At 69.0% G+C, this 16837-nt stretch carries 15 protein-coding genes and 1 pseudogene; 7 read left to right on the top strand and 9 right to left on the bottom strand.

Annotation, left to right across the window (positions count from 1 at the left end):
- From ACFQ36_RS12770 to ACFQ36_RS12760, 3 genes are all read left to right on the top strand, one after another.
- Positions 1–365: phosphotransferase (locus ACFQ36_RS12770; protein ID WP_377014181.1), on the top strand; the 365-nt coding region annotated here is incomplete at its 5' end.
- A gap of 84 nt (positions 366–449) precedes the next feature.
- The gene (locus ACFQ36_RS12765; RefSeq protein ID WP_377014180.1) at positions 450–2198 is read left to right on the top strand and encodes an MDR family MFS transporter; all 1749 of its coding nucleotides are present in this window, start codon (positions 450–452) and stop codon (positions 2196–2198) included.
- The gene (locus ACFQ36_RS12760; RefSeq protein WP_377014179.1) at positions 2191–2640 is read left to right on the top strand and encodes a MarR family winged helix-turn-helix transcriptional regulator; all 450 of its coding nucleotides are present in this window, start codon (positions 2191–2193) and stop codon (positions 2638–2640) included. Before ACFQ36_RS12765 ends, ACFQ36_RS12760 begins: the two co-directional genes overlap by 8 nt.
- 1311 nt (positions 2641–3951) lie before the next feature.
- On the opposite strand, the pseudogene ACFQ36_RS12755 reads toward ACFQ36_RS12760, so the two are convergent.
- Positions 3952–4227, bottom strand: a pseudogene (locus ACFQ36_RS12755) (hypothetical protein); the annotation flags it as partial.
- 143 nt (positions 4228–4370) lie between these two features.
- Between ACFQ36_RS12755 and ACFQ36_RS12750 the strand changes: the two are divergent.
- Both ACFQ36_RS12750 and ACFQ36_RS12745 read left to right on the top strand, forming a co-directional pair.
- Entirely contained in the window at positions 4371–5285 is a 915-nt protein-coding gene (locus ACFQ36_RS12750; protein WP_377014178.1) for a LysR substrate-binding domain-containing protein, read from the top strand.
- A gap of 113 nt (positions 5286–5398) precedes the next feature.
- A complete protein-coding gene (locus ACFQ36_RS12745) occupies positions 5399–6091 on the top strand; it encodes an endonuclease/exonuclease/phosphatase family protein (protein WP_377014177.1) in 693 nt (230 codons plus the stop codon).
- 280 nt (positions 6092–6371) lie between these two features.
- Here ACFQ36_RS12745 and ACFQ36_RS12740 read toward each other — a convergent pair whose 3' ends face one another.
- Genes ACFQ36_RS12740 through ACFQ36_RS12715 form a run of 6 tightly spaced genes read right to left on the bottom strand, consistent with a single transcriptional unit; the run spans position 6372 to position 13122 of the window.
- Positions 6372–7967: a sulfatase gene (locus tag ACFQ36_RS12740; RefSeq protein WP_377014176.1), complete on the bottom strand. Its 1596-nt coding sequence runs from the start codon at positions 7965–7967 to the stop codon at positions 6372–6374.
- Positions 7964–8776 (bottom strand): ABC transporter ATP-binding protein, encoded by an 813-nt coding sequence (locus ACFQ36_RS12735; RefSeq protein WP_377014182.1) that lies wholly within the window; start codon positions 8774–8776, stop codon positions 7964–7966. Before ACFQ36_RS12735 ends, ACFQ36_RS12740 begins: the two co-directional genes overlap by 4 nt.
- 44 nt (positions 8777–8820) lie before the next feature.
- On the bottom strand, positions 8821–9594 hold the full coding sequence (locus ACFQ36_RS12730; RefSeq protein ID WP_377014175.1) for an ABC transporter permease: 774 nt from the start codon (positions 9592–9594) through the stop codon (positions 8821–8823).
- On the bottom strand, positions 9591–10367 hold the full coding sequence (locus tag ACFQ36_RS12725; protein WP_377014174.1) for an ABC transporter permease: 777 nt from the start codon (positions 10365–10367) through the stop codon (positions 9591–9593). Before ACFQ36_RS12725 ends, ACFQ36_RS12730 begins: the two co-directional genes overlap by 4 nt.
- Positions 10368–10398: 31 nt before the next feature.
- Entirely contained in the window at positions 10399–11391 is a 993-nt protein-coding gene (locus ACFQ36_RS12720) for an ABC transporter substrate-binding protein (protein ID WP_377014173.1), read from the bottom strand.
- A 39-nt stretch (positions 11392–11430) separates the two neighbouring features.
- Positions 11431–13122, bottom strand: coding sequence for an amidohydrolase (locus tag ACFQ36_RS12715; RefSeq protein ID WP_377014172.1), 1692 nt, complete (start codon positions 13120–13122; stop codon positions 11431–11433).
- A gap of 179 nt (positions 13123–13301) precedes the next feature.
- Between ACFQ36_RS12715 and ACFQ36_RS12710 the strand changes: the two genes are divergently transcribed.
- On the top strand, positions 13302–13940 hold the full coding sequence (locus ACFQ36_RS12710; RefSeq protein WP_377014171.1) for a TetR/AcrR family transcriptional regulator: 639 nt from the start codon (positions 13302–13304) through the stop codon (positions 13938–13940).
- A gap of 9 nt (positions 13941–13949) precedes the next feature.
- Here ACFQ36_RS12710 and ACFQ36_RS12705 read toward each other — a convergent pair whose 3' ends face one another.
- On the bottom strand, positions 13950–14894 hold the full coding sequence (locus tag ACFQ36_RS12705; protein WP_377014170.1) for a formylglycine-generating enzyme family protein: 945 nt from the start codon (positions 14892–14894) through the stop codon (positions 13950–13952).
- Positions 14895–15013: 119 nt separating this feature from the next.
- Here ACFQ36_RS12705 and ACFQ36_RS12700 point away from each other — a divergent pair, with 119 nt between their 5' ends.
- Complete coding sequence (locus ACFQ36_RS12700; RefSeq protein ID WP_377014169.1) at positions 15014–16009, top strand: adenosine deaminase; 996 nt, start codon at positions 15014–15016, stop codon at positions 16007–16009.
- Between the two features lie 369 nt (positions 16010–16378).
- Here ACFQ36_RS12700 and ACFQ36_RS12695 read toward each other — a convergent pair.
- Positions 16379–16837: NAD(P)-dependent oxidoreductase (locus ACFQ36_RS12695; RefSeq protein ID WP_377014168.1), on the bottom strand; the 459-nt coding region annotated here is incomplete at its 5' end.

Raw genomic sequence — 16837 nt, 5'->3', positions numbered from 1 at the left:
TGGCTGCCGCGCACCGGCCGGCCCCGCGGCAGCTGTACGCCACGCACGGGGACTACCAGCCGCGCAACTGGCTGGTCGACGGCGGCCGGCTGGCGGTGATCGACTACGGCCGGGCCGGGTACCGGCCGTGGGTGACCGACCTGGTGCGCCTGGAGCACGGCGTTTTCGCACCCGACGGCGGCCCGCTGCGGGCGGCGTTCTACGCCGGCTACGGCCGGGACCCGGAGGAGGAACCGGAGGCGTGGCTGCTGGACAACCTGCTGCAGTCCCTGGGCACGGTGGTCTGGGCGTACGAGGTCGGCGACGCCGCCTTTGAGGACGAGGGCCGGCGCATGGTCGAACGGGTCCTGCAACGCTGGGACTGACGCGGCACCAAATTGGTTGCATCAGTCAACAACCCTGCTTATAGTTGACCAGCCACAACCAATTCCCCTGCCAGGAGCACCTGCATGTCCGCTTCGCCGCCCGCCGCCCATCCCGCCCCCGGCCGCATGTCTCACCGTGAGGTGCTGCAGTCCCTGACCGGCCTGCTGATGGGCATGTTCGTGGCCATCCTCGCCGGCACCGTGGTCAGCACCTCGCTGCCGGTCATCGTCGCGGACCTGCACGGCGACCAGACCTCCTACACCTGGGTGATCACCGCCACCCTGCTGGCCACCACCATCTCCACGCCCATCTGGGGCAAGCTGGCGGACCTGCTCAACCGCAAGCTGCTGCTGCAGCTGGCCCTGGCCGTGTTCGTGCTCTCCTCGGCGGTGGCCGGCTTCTCCCAGGACACCACCATGCTGATCACCATGCGCGTGTTCCAGGGCCTGGGCGGCGGCGGCATGGCCGCACTGAGCCAGATTGTCATGGCCGACATCATCAGTCCCCGCGAGCGCGGCAGGTACATGGGCCTGTTCGGCGCGGTGATGGCCCTGGGCACGGTCGGCGGGCCGCTGGCCGGCGGGTTCATTACCGACGCGATCGACTGGCGCTGGAACTTCTTCATCGCGCTGCCCTTCGCCGTCGCCGCCGTCATCCTGATCCAGCGCACCCTGCACCTGCCCAGGTTCGAGCCCCGCAAGGTCCGGATCGACTACGCCGGCATCGTGCTGCTCTCGGCCGGGGTGTCCCTGCTGCTGATCTGGGTCTCCCTCGGCGGCAACACCTTCGCCTGGGCCAGCGCCGCCACGGCCTGGATGGTCGGCGGCGCCGTGGCCGCGCTGGCGGCCTTCGTCGTCGTCGAACTTAAGGTCCCGGAGCCGCTGATCAGCCTCAAGCTCTTCCGCAATGCCACCTTTACGCTCAGCGTCATCGCCTCCATCTCCGTGGGCGTGTCCATGTTCGGCACCGCGGTGTTCCTGGCCCAGTACATGCAGCTGGCCCGCGGCGCGAACGCCACCCAGTCGGGGCTGATGACCATTCCGATGATGGCCGGGCTGCTGGTCATCTCCACGATCGCCGGGGCGCTGATCAGCAAGCACGGCAAATGGAAGGGCTTCGTCGTGACCGGGTCCGTGCTGCAGGCGGTGGGCCTGTTCCTGCTCGGCACCATCCACTACGACACGAACTTCGTGCTCGTGTCGCTCTACATGTTCCTGCTCGGCGCCGGCGTGGGCCTGGTGATGCAGAACCTGGTGCTGGTGGTGCAGAACGCGGTACCGCAGCGCGAACTCGGGGTGGCCAGTTCCGCGGTGACCTTCTTCCGCAGCCTCGGCGGCACCGCGGGCATGGCGGCACTGGGGGCCCTGCTCGCGGCCCGGGTCCCGGAGCTGTTCGCCGAACGGTCCGGACAGCTCCAGGCCGCGCTCGCCTCCCTCGGGACCGAGGGCGCCCGGATCGCGCAGCAGTTCGCCGGCGGCACCCTGCCCGTGGTCCATGAGCTGCCGGAGCCGGTGCGCGGGATTATCGAGGGCATCTACGGCGACGCCGTGGCGCAGGTCTTCACCGTTGCCGCCCCGCTGGCCCTGGCCACCTTCCTGGCCGCGGTGTTCCTGCCGAACCTGCCGCTGAGCACCAAGACCCGGCACGAGCGCGTCACGGAGGAAAAGTCCGCCGTCGGGGCGACCGCGGCGCTGGCCAGCACGCCCGCGGTGGAGCCCGAGGCCGCCGTGGAGCAGGGGACCGGGCTGGAAGACGCGCTGCTGGTCCGGCCGCAGCCCATGGAAGAGAAGCCGGAAGGCCGCAGGTCCGGCGGGGGCGGCGAGGATGGCTGACAGCACGGGGCCGGAGAAGGCCGCGCTGATTTCCGACGTCGAACATGAGTTCTCCCGGCTGGTCACCGGCGCCCGGGCCTGGATCCGCGGCCAGGCCGCGGCGATCGACCCGGGGCTGCTGCCCTTCGATTTCAAGATCCTGGCAGTGCTGGACCGCCGCGGGCCGCTGCAGCAGGGGCGGCTGGCCGACCTGCTGGCGGCGGACAAGTCCATGGTCAGCCGCTCGGTCCGGCGCCTGGCCGGTCTCGGTCTGGCGGAGCGGCTGCCGGACCCGGAGGACGGGCGGGCCTTCCTGCTCCGGCTCACGGAGGAGGGCACGCGGCGCTTCCGGGAGGCCGGCCGGACCGAGCGTGAGCTGCTCACCTCCCGGCTCATGGGCTGGGAGCCGGACGAGCTGCGCCGGCTGGCGGACCTGCTGGGGAAGCTGAACTCAGGGGCGTAAGGGGCTGCCGGTTAGCGCCCAACCGCCTCCCGCTGCTCTCTTCGTTCGCAGCGGGGCCCTCGGCGGTTAGGCTGGGGATTCGTCGTCCGGCCAGAGGACCTGGATGTCGACGTCGTCCCCGAAGGCCTCGGCCACGCAGCGGATGACCGCCGGCGGCACGCGGAAGTGCGTGCCCACCTCGATCAGCCCGAGCCCGGCCCACTCCTGGAGCTGATGGTACGCCCGGCGGGTGACCTCGTCGATCAGAGCCTTCTCCTCTTTCGGGGCGCGTTCCGCCGCGGACTGGAAGCTGTCCGCCAGCGGCGGCTCGGGCGAGGCTGCCGCGATGAAGGTAGTGAGCACCAGGCCCGCGCACAGCGCCTCCCGGGGATCCTCCCCGCCGGCCTGGAGCACTCCGCGGTGCAGGAATTCGCCGACGAAGAAGCGCAGCACCGTCAGTTCTTCCGGCGTGCCACTGGCCAGGTCCTCGGCGGTATCCGCGTGCGGGGCCACCTGTTCGGGACCGACGTCGATTATTTCCGTCGCTTGGAGCGTGTCCCAGATGAGGTCCAGAAGCCGATCCTGTTCCATGGACTGCCCCGGGACCGCTTCCCCGATGCGGGCGGCGGCTGCCTCGCGGTCCTCCGGCCGGCCGTCCTCGGTGACCGGCCTGCCGCTGCCGATCCAGGCCAGCAGCGCGCGGGCGGCGCGGACCAGCGGCAAAGTTGCCAGGGCCGCGGTTTCTTCGGCCTCGTCCAGCGCCGGCACCTCGATCACCGAAGGGGACAGCGCGGACAGATCCGGCTCGCTCACGAGCGCATGGACGTCTTCGTAGTCCTCGACGGAACCTGTCCAGCGATCCGTTTCCTTCAGGAAGTCAACATAGAGATGGAGCATCTCCAGGACCAGCCCGGCAGCTTCCTCCTCCCCGGCGGCCACCAGGTCCTCCAGCAACATCGTCATCGGCTCCGGGTCAAAGGCGGTGGCCTCCACCGCGCCGGTGGCCTCGAAATACGCCGCGGTGAAGGATTTGACCACTTCGAGGCAAGCTATGGCGTCCTCGGCCGGTCCGATGTCTTCCTCGAACCAGCGGACAAAGTCCCGGGTGAGCACATCGACTGCCTTGGCTGCCCGGAATCCGCTCAGCGATGACGATGCTGCTCGCGGGACCGCGGCGGGATTGCCACTACCCCGGGCGTGGCCGTGGGTCCGCTTGCCCGGATGCCCCTTGCTCTTCTTCGCCATCTGCGGTCCTCTCCCGGGGACACGTTTCCTCGCGGGCAACGATACCGGAACATGGAAGGCCGGGGGCCAGCGGTTCAGCCAGCATGCCGGCAGGCCGGCCGCCTCCCCCGGCATGCCAAGGCCCGGCAGGTTCCGGGCCGCCACCCTGACATCCTCGGGCCGGATGACACCGTCCACGAACCCGACCGTGAACTCCAGGCCCTGCGGATCCTGCAGCACCCCGGCCAGCTGCTCCGCCGAGGAATCCACCGGAACCCGGGAGGCTTCGGCCAGCCAGCCGCGGACGAGGGCAATGGTATCTTCGGCGAGGGAGACGGCCGGTTCGTGGGTCCGAACGGCTGCTTCCTTCAGTGCGTCTGTCATGGGGAGAATCTGGTCCTTCTCGGAAGAGGCGATGTCGTGCGGGTTGCTCCGCCTCCATCAGTACGGAACCGTAATAAAGTTAGATAAAGCGATCTTTTCTAAATAATATCGGTTAGGTTTTCCGAAGTATTGAGGAGGGCGGCATGCTGGATGTGCGCCGGCTGCGGCTGCTGCGTGAATTGAAGATCCGAGGCACCCTGGCGGAGGTCGCTTCCGCCCTGAATTTCAGTCCCTCCTCGGTGTCCCAGCAGCTGGCCCTGCTGGAGAAGGAAGCCGGGGTCGAACTGCTGCGCAAAACCGGCCGCAAGGTGCAGCTGACGCCCCAAGCCGAGATTCTGGTCGAGCACACGGCCGCGGTGCTGGACCGGCTGGAGCAGGCCGAGTCGGACCTGGCTGCCTCCCTGGTCACCGTCACCGGCACCGTGCGGCTGGCCGTGTTCCAGTCCGCGGCGCTGGCACTCATGCCGGAAGCGCTCAGCACCATGAGTACCGAATATCCGGAAGTGCGCATCGAAATGATCCAGCGGGAGCCGGAGACCGCGCTCCACGAAACCTGGGCCCGCGACTTCGACCTGGTGGTGGCCGAGCAGTATCCCGGGCATGCCGCCCCGCATTACCCGGAGCTGGACCGCAAGAAGCTCACCACGGACGCCATCCGGCTGGCCGTCCCTCCGAAGGTCCTGGACCGTTACGGCATCACCTCGGTGGACGACGCCGTCGGCGCACCATGGGTGATGGAACCGCGCGGGGCGGCGTCGAGGCACTGGGCCGAACAGGCCTGCCGGCAGGCAGGCTTCGAGCCCGACGTCCGCTACGAGACGGCGGACCTGCAGGCCCAGATCAGGCTGATCGAATCCGGCAATGCCGTCGCCTTCATGCCGGACCTCGTCTGGACCGGCCGCGAGACCGCCTGCCAGTTGCTGGAACTGCCCGGCAAGCCCCGCCGCACCGTTTTTACCTCGGTTCGGCGTGCCAGCGCCCACCGGCCGGCGATCCTGACCTTCCGCCAGGTCCTGGAGCAGACGGCGCGCAGAATCGAGGACGGGAAACCCGCTTAGCCGGACGCACGGCAGAAGCTGCGCTGCTCCTGCGGCTGGCTTGCGCTTGGCCTACTGCCTAGGATGAAAACCGCGTTACCTCTAACTACCCCCACGGAAGAGGTGTTCTCCTGATGAGAGTCATCAGTTACAACCTCCGCAAGCACAGCGCGAGCGGCGAACTGATCGATCTGGCCCAGGATTTCGATATCGATGTGATGTGCCTCCAGGAATGCGATACACGGGACCTGCCCCACACGGTGGGCCCCCTGCACATGGCCGACTCCACCAAGGGAAACAGGCTGGGTCTGGCCATCTACTACCGCCAGGACCGCTTTACGGTCCTGGCGACGAACGCCTTCGCCTTGAAGAAGTCAATGCATGACCGTGTGCTTGCCCCGGCCCACGAGCGGCTGCTCGGAGCACGGCTGGTCGACAACGAGACGCAGCACGAACTCGTGGTCGGTTCCTTCCATGCGGCCCCGCTGTCTGCCTCGAACTCCCTGCGACGGCATCAGATCCGGGCCGCCCATGAGGAATTAATCAACATGGGCGGAGGATCCATCCACCTCATGGTCGGCGATTTCAACTACCCGTTCTTCACCCGGAACCTGGCCGCCCGGGTGAGGAAAGCCGGCTACGACCTTACGCTCAGCAACCGCAGAACCTACACGCGCTACGCCGTCTTCAAGGGGCACTTCGACTTTGCTACCTCCCTGGGGCTGAACATCGAGAGTGTGAAGACGCTGCCGCGCGGCCTATCCGACCACCTGCCCATCCTGGTTTCGGCCGAGTATTCGGTGAAGCCTGGTCAGGTGGGTTCCTGACCTCGGGCCGCTTGGCCTCCCGGTCATTGGGCGGAAGGCCTGCCGGTCAGCTCCTCCTCGACCGCACCCGCAAAAGCCGCCATCGAGTGACCTGGCGAGAATGTCTGGATAAGGGTCTGTCGGGTGTTGCGCCTCGGCTGCGCTTTCCTGCTCTGCATAGGCAGCCGGCAGTTGCTCCCCGCCCAGCCGGCTTCCCTGGGCCTGCACCGCGGTCCGGCCCGGCAAAGGCACGGCGGCACCCGGGTTCCTGTGTCGGAACCCGGGTGCCGCCGCCGAGCCGTTAGGCAGCCGCCGTCGGGGCGGTTCCTTCATCGGCCAGCGCGGCCATACCCTCGAGCATGGCCGCGGTCAGCGAATCCTGCAGGTCCTTGAACTTCGCCTCCCCCGCCACATTGTTCAGCTCTTCCCGGTCCATCACATGGTCGTAGAGCTCAGTGATGTCCGTGCCGAAGTACCGGGTCAGGCGGCCTTCCCTGGTCAGCACCGAGCGGGTCCGCACCGGCCCGGGCAGGCCGGGCAGGCCGAAGGGCTGGTCCTCCTCGATGATGAGGGCATCCCGGACCGCAACTGCTTCCCGGTCCAGCAGCGGTACCAGGGAGGTGCCCTGGATGCCGCGGTAGGGCCGGGTGCCGGTCAGTTCCAGCAGGGTCGGGGCCAGGTCTGCGGTGGAGACCAGCGCATCCGTGGTGCCGGCCTGCCTGCCCGGGACCTTGATGGCCAGCGGCACGTGGGTCACGGCGCGGTAGTGGCTGAAGTGCTTAAGCATCAGCCCGTGGTCACCGAACAGGTCCCCGTGGTCGCTGGTGAAGACCACGATGGTGTCCTCGGCCAGGCCGGTCTCTTCCAAAGCCGCCAGGACGCGGCCGATCTGCTCGTCCATCAGGGTGATCAGCCCGTACTGCGCGGCCGCCGCCTGGCGGTACTGTGCCTCGTCCGCGGCGAAGGTCATGGTCGGGTCCGCGTTGGGCTCTCCGCGGTGATCGAACATGTGCCGGATGTGCGGCGGGGACTTGGCGTGGTCCTGGTAGAAGCCCACAGGCAGGTCGATCTCGTCCGGCGAGTACAGGTCGGCGTATCCTTCCGGCGGGGAGAACGGGTGGTGCGGGTCCGGGAAGGAGACGAACATAAAGAACGGGTCTTCGCCGCCGGCGAACCCGGCCAGGTGTTCGGCGGCGCGTTCGCCTACGTAGGCGCTCGGGTGCAGCTTGGCCGGGATGGCGGTTTCGTAGACCTGGTCCCAGCTGTCCAGCTTCCGCGGCGCGTTTTCGGCCCCGCCCACGGCCAGCGGATCCATACCCCGTTCGCGCGCCCAGTGCACATAGTGTCCGCCGGGCCGGTCCCCGTGGCCGATCACCAGGTCCACGTGCCGGTAGCCGTAATAGTCCTGCGGCAGCGGGATAAACCGTTCGTCGTGGGCCTGCCGGTCCTCCCACTTGTCCCAGCCGGCCGGACGCGGCCGGGCGCGGGCGTCGGCAGCGGCGGGGTCGGCCAGCAGCGGGTCGGTGGCCAGGATTTCGGCCAGCTGGCCCGGTTCAAAGCCCCAGCCCATGTTCTGGTGGTGCAGCTTGCCCACCGCGGTGGTCAGGTAGCCGCCGCAGGACAAGGACCGGACCAGGTTGCTGGCCTCCGGGTCCAGGGTGATGCCGTTGCACCGGGTACCGTGCGCCGAGGGCCACCGGCCGGTGATCAGGCTGGCCCGGTTGGGCATGCACGTGGGGTTGGTGACGGTAGCCTCGGTAAAGACCATGCTTTCGGTGGCGAGCTTGTCCAGGTTGGGGGTGCGGACCACCGTGTTGCCGGCGAAGCCGAGGTGGTCGGCCCGCAGCTGATCCGCGATGAAGACCAGGACATTGGGCCTTTTTGCCCCGGCCCTCATGCCGGCTTCCGGATCATGGAGAGCACCCGGGTGCGCTGCTCGGCGAATTCGGGCAGGGAGCGGGTGGAGATCTGGTCCCTGGGGGCGGGCAGGTCGATGTCGATGACGTCAAGCACCCGGGCGGGCCTGGACCCGAGCACCACCACGCGGTCCGAGAGGTACACGGCCTCGTCGATGTCGTGGGTGACCACCAGGATGGTCATGCCGAAGTCCTCGCGGATCTTCAGGCACAGGTCCTCCAGCTCGAAGCGGGTCTGCGCGTCCACGGAGGCGAAGGGCTCGTCCATGATCAGGATTTCGGGGCGGTAGGCCAGGGCGCGGGCGATCGCCACGCGCTGCTGCATGCCGCCGGAGAGCTGCCAGGGGTACTGGTTCGCCGCATGGGCCAGGCCCACCGCTTCCAGCGCGGTGTCGATGCGCTGGTCCGTTTCCTGCGCCGGCAGGTGCAGGTGCCGCAGCGGCAGGCGCACGTTCCTGCGCACGGTCAGCCAGGGCATCAGCGAGCGGCTGTAGTCCTGGAAGACCAGCGCCATTTCCGGCGGCGGGCCGTCGATGGTCCGTCCGTCGATGGCAGCGGTGCCGGAGGTGGCCGGCTGCAGGCCGGCCAGGCACTTAAGCAGCGTGGTCTTGCCCACGCCGGACGGACCGACGATGCAGACCACCTCGCCGGTGTTGACGGTGAAGGTCAGATCCTCGATCACGCACCTGGCGTTCGGGCCGCTGCCGTAGGTTTTGGACAGTGCGGTGACTTCCAGCCGCGGCGCTGCCGCTGTGGTATTGAGGGTTACAGGATTTTCCTGCAGTTCCATGCCGTCCTCCGTGCCGGGTCGGGTGTGCGGGGCGAGGGTATTGTTCATGCGCGTGCCATTCGTCGGGAGCCTACGTACCAGGCCAGAACCTTGTTCTTGATGACTTCGAAGACCAGGTTGGCGCCGAAGCCGATGACGCCCAGCAACAGGATCCCGGCCCACATGTCCGAGGTCATGAAGCTCTGCTGGGCCAGCAGGGTCATGGCGCCGATGCCCTGGGAGGAGCCGAGCATCTCGGACGCGATCATCACAATGAACGCGACCTGCAGGCTGACCTGCATGCCGGAGGCGATCTGCGGTCCGGCCGCGGGCAGGTAGACCTGCGCCAGCTTCTCGCCGCGGGTCAGCCGGTAGACGGAGCCGACGTCCTTGAGCGTGGAGTCCACGCTGCGGATGCCGTCGACGGTGGCGATCAGGGTGGGGAACACGGCCGCGAGCGTAATGCTGACCAGGCGCATTTCGATGCCGAAGCCGATCAGCGAAATGAAGATCGGCACCAGCGCCACCGGCGGGATGCCGCGCAGGAAGTGGATCAGCGGGTCCAGCGCCCAGCGGACCACCGGGACCAGCGCGGTGACAAAGCCCAGGCCGACGCCGATGACGGTGGCCAGCACGTAACCGATCACCAGGTTGCCCAGGCTGAGCATCACGTCCGAGCCGAAGTGGTCGAACAGCCACAGCGCCCGGAAACGCTCCAGGATTGCGCCCAGCGGCGGGAAGAAAGTGTTGGTCGAGTTCAGCGAGGCCGCCCACCAGGCGGCCACGACCAGCAGGGGCGTGCCGACGCCGAGGGTCCAGTTAATCAGTTTGCGGTTCATGGGGTAAGCACCTCACGGTAGGACGCATGCCAGTGGAGCAGACGGCGCTCGGCCATCAGGCTGGCGCCCTGGAAGGCCAGGCCGAGCACGCCGAGGACGACGACGTAGGCGTACAGCACCGGGTAGTTGCCGCCGGCCTGGGCCTGGTAGATGCTCAGGCCCAGGCCGGGGCCGCCGCCGAGCAGGCCGGCCACCACGGTGATGATCAGGGCGGCCGGGGCGGCTACCCGCATGGCGGTGCCGATGAACGGCAGGGCCGAAGGCAGGGTGACCCGGGCCAGGATTTCGGTCCGGCCCAGCCCGTAGGAGCGGGCCGTGTCGAGGGTGACCGGATCGGCGTCGTGCACGCCGGCCACGGTCTGCATGATGATCGGCAGCACGCAGCCGAAGAACACCAGGAACCAGGACATCTGTGTGGTCGGGCCGAAGACCAGCACCACCAGCGGCAGGATGACAATTGGCGGGATCGGCTTGAGGAATTCCAGCACCGCCAAGGTGGCGTACCGGACCGGTTCGAAGCTGCCGATCAGCACGCCCGCGACGATGCCGGCGACCGCCGCCGCGGCCAGGCCGGCCAGGGAAATGACCAGGGTTTCGGCCAGCGAGGCCCAGAAGGCCCCGTTGGCCAGCAGCCCGGCCAGTTCGACGGACGTCGCGGCCACGGTCGGCAGCGGGCCGCCGGCCATGGGCCCGGTGGCAATAAACTGCCACAGGGCCAGGGCCGCCAGCATGCCGCCGGCGCCCGCCAACAGCTGTCTGAGTTTTCTGTTCATTGCTTTTGCTCCAAAGGGATCGGGCGCGGGGCTACTTCCCGCTGAAGATCAGGTCCTGATCCAGCGGCACTTCCTTGGCCAGGAAGCCCAGGTCCGCCAACTGCTGGTTGACCCGCTGGATTTCCTCCAGCTTCACCTCGGTGGGCCAGTAGGTCTCGGCCCCCTTCCTGACGGTCTCCACCGGCACGCCGGTCAGCTTGGCGCCGACTTCCCGGGCTTCGTCCAGGTGCTTGTTGGCGTAGTCGTTGGCCTTGGTGATGACCCGGTTGAAGGCCGCCATTTGCTCCGGCTTCTCCTGGACCGTCCTGGCGCCGGCCACCCACAGGCCCACCGCGCCCTCCTGGAAGAACTCGACGCCGGGCGAGGCCAGGCGCTGGTGGCCCTTGGACTCGGCCTGGGACGTGAACGGGGCGATCAGCGTGGCGGCGTCGACGCGCCGGGAATCCAGGGACTGCAGGGCCGAGGCCGGGTCCAGCACCATCCATTTGACCTTTGCCGGGTCCCCGCCGGCATCCTTGACCGTCTTGGCGACGGTCACCTCCATCTGGGCCTTGCGGGCAGGCACGGAGACGGACTTGCCCTCCAGGTCCTTCGGACTGGTGATGTCGCTGCCCTTGGGGATGAACAGGCCGGTGTCGTCCACCTTGGCCAGGTCCTCCGGCTGCTGGTCCTTGGCCGGATAGCCGTCGGCGGCGGCGATGATCTTCAGCGGCACGTTCTGGCTCATCGCGTTCAGCATCGGGATCGACGGCGAGTAGGTAAGGTCCAGTTGCCCGCTCTGGGCGGCGGCGACGCCGGCGGGCGGATTGGCCACCACGCTGGTTTCGACGTTGAGGCCCTCTTCCTTGAACCAGCCCTTGTCGATGGCCATCTTGAGCGCGGCGTCGGAGCCGATGCCGACGGTGCCCACCTTCAGCGTGGCGGCATCCCCGGAGGCCTCCGCGCCGGCCGAGCCGGATCCGCAGCCGGCGAGCGCGAGGGAGGCCGCCACGGCCAGGGCGGCGGCGAGTTTCTTCATTCCCATGGTTTTTCCTTCGGTTCGTCGAGGTACAGGTGAAAAAGTTCAGGGCCGGCCGGCGGCCACCCAGCCGGGTTGGTGCACCACGGTGCCGGCCGCGACGGTCCAGGCGACATGGCGTTCGGCCAGCTCGTCGATGGCCCCGGCTGCCGGCCAGGGTCCGTCCAGCACGCACAGGTCCGCGGCCAGGCCCGGGGCCAGCCGGCCCTTGAAGTCCTCGGCGTGATCCTGCCAGGCCGGCAGGGCGGTCATGGCCAGCAGCGCCTGCTGCGTGCTGATCCGTTCCGGATCGTCCGGGTTCCCCGGTGCGTGCACGGTATCGCGGGTGACGGCCGCGGCGACGGTGCGGCGCCAGTCGGTGTCCGTCACCGGCGAGTCCGAGGCGATGTTCAGCTGCACTCCGGCACGCAGGGCCGAATTCAGCGGCTGGTGCCGGCCGAAGCGCTCCTTGCCAAGCAGGCGCATCATCAGGTCGCCGGCGGCGGCGCGGATGGACGGGTTGGTGCTGTAGCCGATACCGTGCTCGGCGAGCCGGTGCAGGGACTCATTGCTGCCGAACGCGCCGTGAATGATGTAGTGCCGGCCGGTGCGTCCGTCCGCCTGGGCCGCGACGATCGCATCGATGGCCGCCTCGGTGGCCGCATCCCCGGTGGCGTGGATGCCGGCCTGCAGGCCCGCGGCGTGAATGAGCCGGACGATTTCATTGAGCTCGGCGACCCGTTCGGCGTCCGTGGCGCCGGCGACCACCATGGACCCGTGGCTGCACTCGGTTCCGTAAGGCTCGGTCATCCATGCGGTGCCGCTGCGCGGGGTACCGTCGGCAAAGACCTTGACGCCGGCGATGCGCAGCAGGTGCGGATCGATCCCCCGGTCCGTGAAGAGGTGCTGCAGGCCGGAATCGAGCCCGGCCCGGACCGCTTCGGCGGAGACGCCCCCGGTGCCGGCAAAGAGCAGCAGCGCGTTGACGCGCATGGTCAGCCCGCCGTCGTGGGCCAGGGTGCCGAGCAGTTCCAGCGCGTCGGTGGTGCAGGCTCCGCCGAGCAGCGCCCTGCCCCCCGGGCCGAGGCCGGGTTCGGTGAGCGAGGTGATGCCCTGGGCGTGCAGCAGGCGCTGGAACTTCAGCACCGCTTCCCGCAGGTCTTCGCGCGGGACCGGGGGCAGGGCCGCGGTGATCAGTTCCATCGCCGCATCCACGAACAGCCCGCTGGGGTCGCCGGATGCGGTGCGGCCGACGACGCCGCCGGCGGGCACGGCGGGACGCTCCCCCAGGCCGGCGGCGGCCATGGCGGTCCGGTTGGCCAGCAGCTGGTGCCCGGTTTGGTCGAAGACGACCACAGGGGTGCCCGGACGCAGCCCGCGCAGCACCTCCGCCCCGCCGGGTCCGAGCACCACCTCGTCCCAGCCGTGGGCGCGGATCCAGCCGTCCCGGCCGGGAGCCGCCGCAGCGAGGATCCCTGCCACGTCCTCCCAGTTGGAGGCGGCCGCGGCACCGACGTCGAGGTAGCCGAACCTGGCCATGGCGGAGGCGATGAAATGCAGGTGGGCGTCGTTGATCCCCGGCAGCACGGCCCCGCCGTCGGCGTCGATGATCCGGGTGCCCGGGTCCACCAGGGCGAGGACCTCGTCCCCGCCCATGGCGAGGAGCCTGCCGCCGGCCGCGGCGACGTTCACGGTGCCGGGGGCGTCCGGCAGCGTGCCGTTGATGACGACCAGTTCGGCCGTGTTCCGCTGGCTCATGGACCGCCTTTCTGTGTGATGTGGATTACTTGCTCGCACTAGTATGTCGCATGACTTGGTCACTTGACCATCTTTTTTCGTAAAATTGGTGCGACAACTTTCCAAGCCCCCTCCCCCGCCCGGGGAAAGCACCGCGACTACGGGCCTTAGGATGGGCTGGAGAACCGGAGGTAAACGTCATGGCCCGAGTACCCACAGCGGAGCGCCGGCTGCAGTTCGTGCGCGCGGCGGCACGGGTCATTGCCCACGACGGGCTGGCCGCGGCCACCACGCGGCGGATCGCCGCCGAAGCGGAGGCGCCGTTGGCCTCGCTGCACTATTGCTTCCGCGGCAAGGACGAGCTGCTCCAGGAGGTCTACTACTACCTCAGCCGCGACTATGCCCAGGCCCTGCCGCCGGTGCCGGACCAGGGCGCCGGGCTCGGCGTCGTCGTCCGCGCGCACGCGCAGCGCGTCTGGGAACGCATGCTGGCCGAGCCGCACGAACAGGTGACCACCTTCGAGCTGCTGCTGCGCCGGTTCCGGGTCGCCGCAGACGAAGAGCCGCAGGCGCTGGCCATGAACCGGTCCATGTACGAGGGCTGGATCAAATCCACCTGTGAGCTCTTCGAAACCGCCGCCACGGCCGCCGGGGAGGAAGTTCCGGAGAACCTGGAGCTGGCGGCCCGGCTGTTCATTTCCGGGATCGACGGCATCAGCATGCAGCATCTGGCCGACCCGGACCCGGACCGCTCGGCCGCCCTGGTGCAGATGCTGGCCGACGCCGTCGCCGCCTCCTTCAGCTACGCCGGGCGGGCCCGCACAACCGGCCCGCGCTGAACGGGCCGCTCAGGCGGCCGCGGCGGTGCGGAAGCCGCAGTTGCTGCTGGCCGAATCCGGGGAGTTCGAGCTGCGGGCGGCCACCCGGTAGCGGTTGCAGTAGGAGTCGTGGCACAAAAAGGACCCGCCGCGCATGACCCGGCCGCGCCCGATGCTCGGCCCCTGCGGGTTCTCCGTCGGCGCGTTGCGGTAGTACTTGGGCAGGAACCAGTCGCTGCACCATTCCCAGACATTGCCGCTGACCTCGTACAGCCCGTAGCCGTTGGGCGGGAAGCTGCGCACCGGGGCGGTGGCCAGGAAGCCGTCCTCGACCGTGTTGGTGCGCGGGAATTCGCCCTGCCAGATGTTGCACCGGTGCTCCCCCGCCGGCCCGTACAGCCCGTCCCCCCAGGGGTAGCGCCGGCCCTCGAGCCCGCCGCGGGCGGCATATTCCCATTCCGCCTCGGTGGGCAGGCGCCGGCCGGCCCACCGGCAGTAGGCCCGGGCGTCGTCCCAGGAGACCTGGACCACCGGATGGTCCGGGATGTCCTCCCAGTGCGAGAGCGGGCCGGCCGGGTGGGCCCAGTCCGCGCCGCGGACGGTGAGCCACCAGGGCGTGCCGGCCGCCGGCCCGAAGACGTCTTCCGGGGCGGCCTTGACCTGCAGGTGGAAGACCGCGGAGGTGCCGCAGCGCTCGGACTCGGTGCGGTAGCCGGTGGCCGCCACGAAGGCGGCGAACTGGCGGTTGGTCACCGCGGCGGCATCCATCCGGAAGGCGGGCAGCACGACCTCGTGCACCGGCGCTTCCCCGTCGTCCGGATAGCCTTCACCGAAATGGTCACCCATGAGGAACCGTCCGCCCGGCAGCAGCACGTCATCATGGACGGCTTCGGGCACACCGGCGGCAGGCGGCACCTCCGGCTGCGTGCGGGCCAGTTGGGTTTCGGGACGGGACGGGATCCCACAACACGACATCCATCCTCTTTACTATCCGTGAAATACAGGCGTCAAGCCGGAGCCCGGCAGCCCGGTCCCGGTGGCGCCCGACCCGGCACTCGCCTATTTTGGATTTTCAGACGACAAGGAAGGGTCCCATGCTCCAGCTTCCCAGCGCCGAGCTCCACCTGCACATCGAAGGCACGCTCGAGCCCGGGCTGATCTTTGAGCTCGCCGGACGCAACGGCATCACCCTTCCCTACGCGGACCTGGCCGACCTGAAGAACCGGTACGAGTTCACCGACCTGCAGTCCTTCCTGGACCTTTACTACAGCAACATGGAGGTGCTGCGCACGGAAGCTGATTTTGCCGACATGACCCGCGCGTACCTGCGGCGCGCGGCAGCGGCAGGGGTGCGGCATGCGGAGATCATGATGGACCCGCAGGCGCATCTGGCCCGCGGCGTGGCGCTGGAAACCTGCGTCAACGGCGTCGCCTCGGCCCTGGCGGACAGCGCGGCGGAGTTCGGGATCAGCACGGAACTCATCGCCGCGTTCCTGCGGGACCGGCCGGCGGAGGAGGCCTTGGAAGTGCTGGAGGCACTGCTGGCCATGGACGCGCCGATCATCGGCATCGGGCTGGATTCGGCCGAGGTCGGCCACCCGCCGAGCGGGTTCGTGGAGGTGTACGAGCGGGCACGCGCGGCCGGGCTCAAATGCATTGCGCATGCCGGCGAGGAGGGGCCGCCGGAATACGTCCGGGAAGCGCTGGACCTGCTGCGGGTGGACCGGATCGACCACGGCATCCGCTGCATGGAGGACGACGCGCTGGTCGAGCGCCTGGTGGCCGAGCAGGTGCCCCTGACCGTCTGCCCGCTGTCCAACGTCCGGCTGCGCGCCGTCGATACGCTGGCGGACCACCCGCTGCCCGCGATGCTGGAGCGGGGACTGAACGTCTGCGTGAACTCGGACGATCCGGCCTATTTCGGCGGGTACGTGGATGACAACTTCGCCCAGCTCACCCAGGTTTTCAGCCTGTCCGCCGACCAGCTGGCCACGCTGGCGGCCAACTCGTTCCGTTCGGCCTTCCTCGACGGGCTGCGGCGCGATGCGCTGCTGGCCGAGGTGGCAGAGTGGCGGTCGGCGCAGGACTGAGAGGGGCCGACGGTCGGCAGGCCTGGAGCCCGGTCCAGTCTGCCTCCACGCCGCGCTCGAAGCTGTTCCCGTCCTGGAATCCCTCCGACCACGCGGACCTCAATCGGGTGCGGCGGCACGGCCGCAGTTTGACCGTCGAGTCGTCGGATCTGCCGTTTCGCAGCCGGAACGGCGCCCCTGCGGAGAACAGGGGCAGGGCCAGTTCATGGTCGGCGCCGGATCCTCGAGGAACCAGATCCGGCGTCGTCCCTGACGACGCCGGCGGAGGCACCTGCGGCACCTGATTCCGGTAATTGCTGCCCCATTTTGACGGGAGGCAGCATCTGCTGCCCCATTTTTGCGGTGCGGCAGCATCTACCGACCAATTTTTCAGGAGGGGAGGTAGCCGAGGGCCTTGTCGATGAGGTTCTCCAGCGGCGCGCCGGCGATGAAGCGGTCCAGGTTGGCCAGGAACTGGTCCGCGAGCGCGTCGCGCCAGCCGGCGACGTCCCCGCTCATGTGCGCGGAGACGTGCACGTTCTCCATGTCCCAGAACGGGTGCCCGGCCGGCAGCGGCTCCTGCTCGAACACGTCCAGCGAGGCGGCGGCAATCCGGCCGGAACGCAGCGCGTCCACCAGCGCCGGCTCGTCCACCAGCGCCCCGCGGCCCACATTAATAAGGTGCGCGGACGGTTTCATGGCCGCCAGCACGCGGGCGCCGACCAGGTGGCGGGTCTGCGCGGTCAGCGGCGCGGCCAGCACCAGATGGTCCGCCCAGCCGGCGTGTTGGACCAGCTTGGCGCTGGGCAGCACGGTGCCGAAGTCGCCGTCGTGCTCCCGGGCGGTGCG

It is taken from the genome of Arthrobacter sp. GCM10027362 (genome assembly GCF_042679445.1).
Classification (GTDB): domain Bacteria; phylum Actinomycetota; class Actinomycetes; order Actinomycetales; family Micrococcaceae; genus Crystallibacter.
The sequence above is the reverse complement of the archived record's forward strand: the minus strand, read 5'-3'. Positions and strand labels throughout refer to the sequence as shown.

What these genes read in the sequence shown, in the direction of transcription:
- ACFQ36_RS12765 (WP_377014180.1), top strand. Translation starts at nt 450, where the DNA reads ATGTCCGCTTCGCCGCCCGCCGCCCATCCCGCCCCCGGCCGCATGTCT.
- ACFQ36_RS12760 (WP_377014179.1), top strand. Translation starts at nt 2,191, where the DNA reads ATGGCTGACAGCACGGGGCCGGAGAAGGCCGCGCTGATTTCCGACGTC.
- ACFQ36_RS12750 (WP_377014178.1), top strand. Translation starts at nt 4,371, where the DNA reads ATGCTGGATGTGCGCCGGCTGCGGCTGCTGCGTGAATTGAAGATCCGA.
- ACFQ36_RS12745 (WP_377014177.1), top strand. Translation starts at nt 5,399, where the DNA reads ATGAGAGTCATCAGTTACAACCTCCGCAAGCACAGCGCGAGCGGCGAA.
- ACFQ36_RS12740 (WP_377014176.1), bottom strand. Translation starts at nt 7,967, where the DNA reads ATGAGGGCCGGGGCAAAAAGGCCCAATGTCCTGGTCTTCATCGCGGAT.
- ACFQ36_RS12735 (WP_377014182.1), bottom strand. Translation starts at nt 8,776, where the DNA reads ATGGAACTGCAGGAAAATCCTGTAACCCTCAATACCACAGCGGCAGCG.
- ACFQ36_RS12730 (WP_377014175.1), bottom strand. Translation starts at nt 9,594, where the DNA reads ATGAACCGCAAACTGATTAACTGGACCCTCGGCGTCGGCACGCCCCTG.
- ACFQ36_RS12725 (WP_377014174.1), bottom strand. Translation starts at nt 10,367, where the DNA reads ATGAACAGAAAACTCAGACAGCTGTTGGCGGGCGCCGGCGGCATGCTG.
- ACFQ36_RS12720 (WP_377014173.1), bottom strand. Translation starts at nt 11,391, where the DNA reads ATGGGAATGAAGAAACTCGCCGCCGCCCTGGCCGTGGCGGCCTCCCTC.
- ACFQ36_RS12715 (WP_377014172.1), bottom strand. Translation starts at nt 13,122, where the DNA reads ATGAGCCAGCGGAACACGGCCGAACTGGTCGTCATCAACGGCACGCTG.
- ACFQ36_RS12710 (WP_377014171.1), top strand. Translation starts at nt 13,302, where the DNA reads ATGGCCCGAGTACCCACAGCGGAGCGCCGGCTGCAGTTCGTGCGCGCG.
- ACFQ36_RS12705 (WP_377014170.1), bottom strand. Translation starts at nt 14,894, where the DNA reads ATGTCGTGTTGTGGGATCCCGTCCCGTCCCGAAACCCAACTGGCCCGC.
- ACFQ36_RS12700 (WP_377014169.1), top strand. Translation starts at nt 15,014, where the DNA reads ATGCTCCAGCTTCCCAGCGCCGAGCTCCACCTGCACATCGAAGGCACG.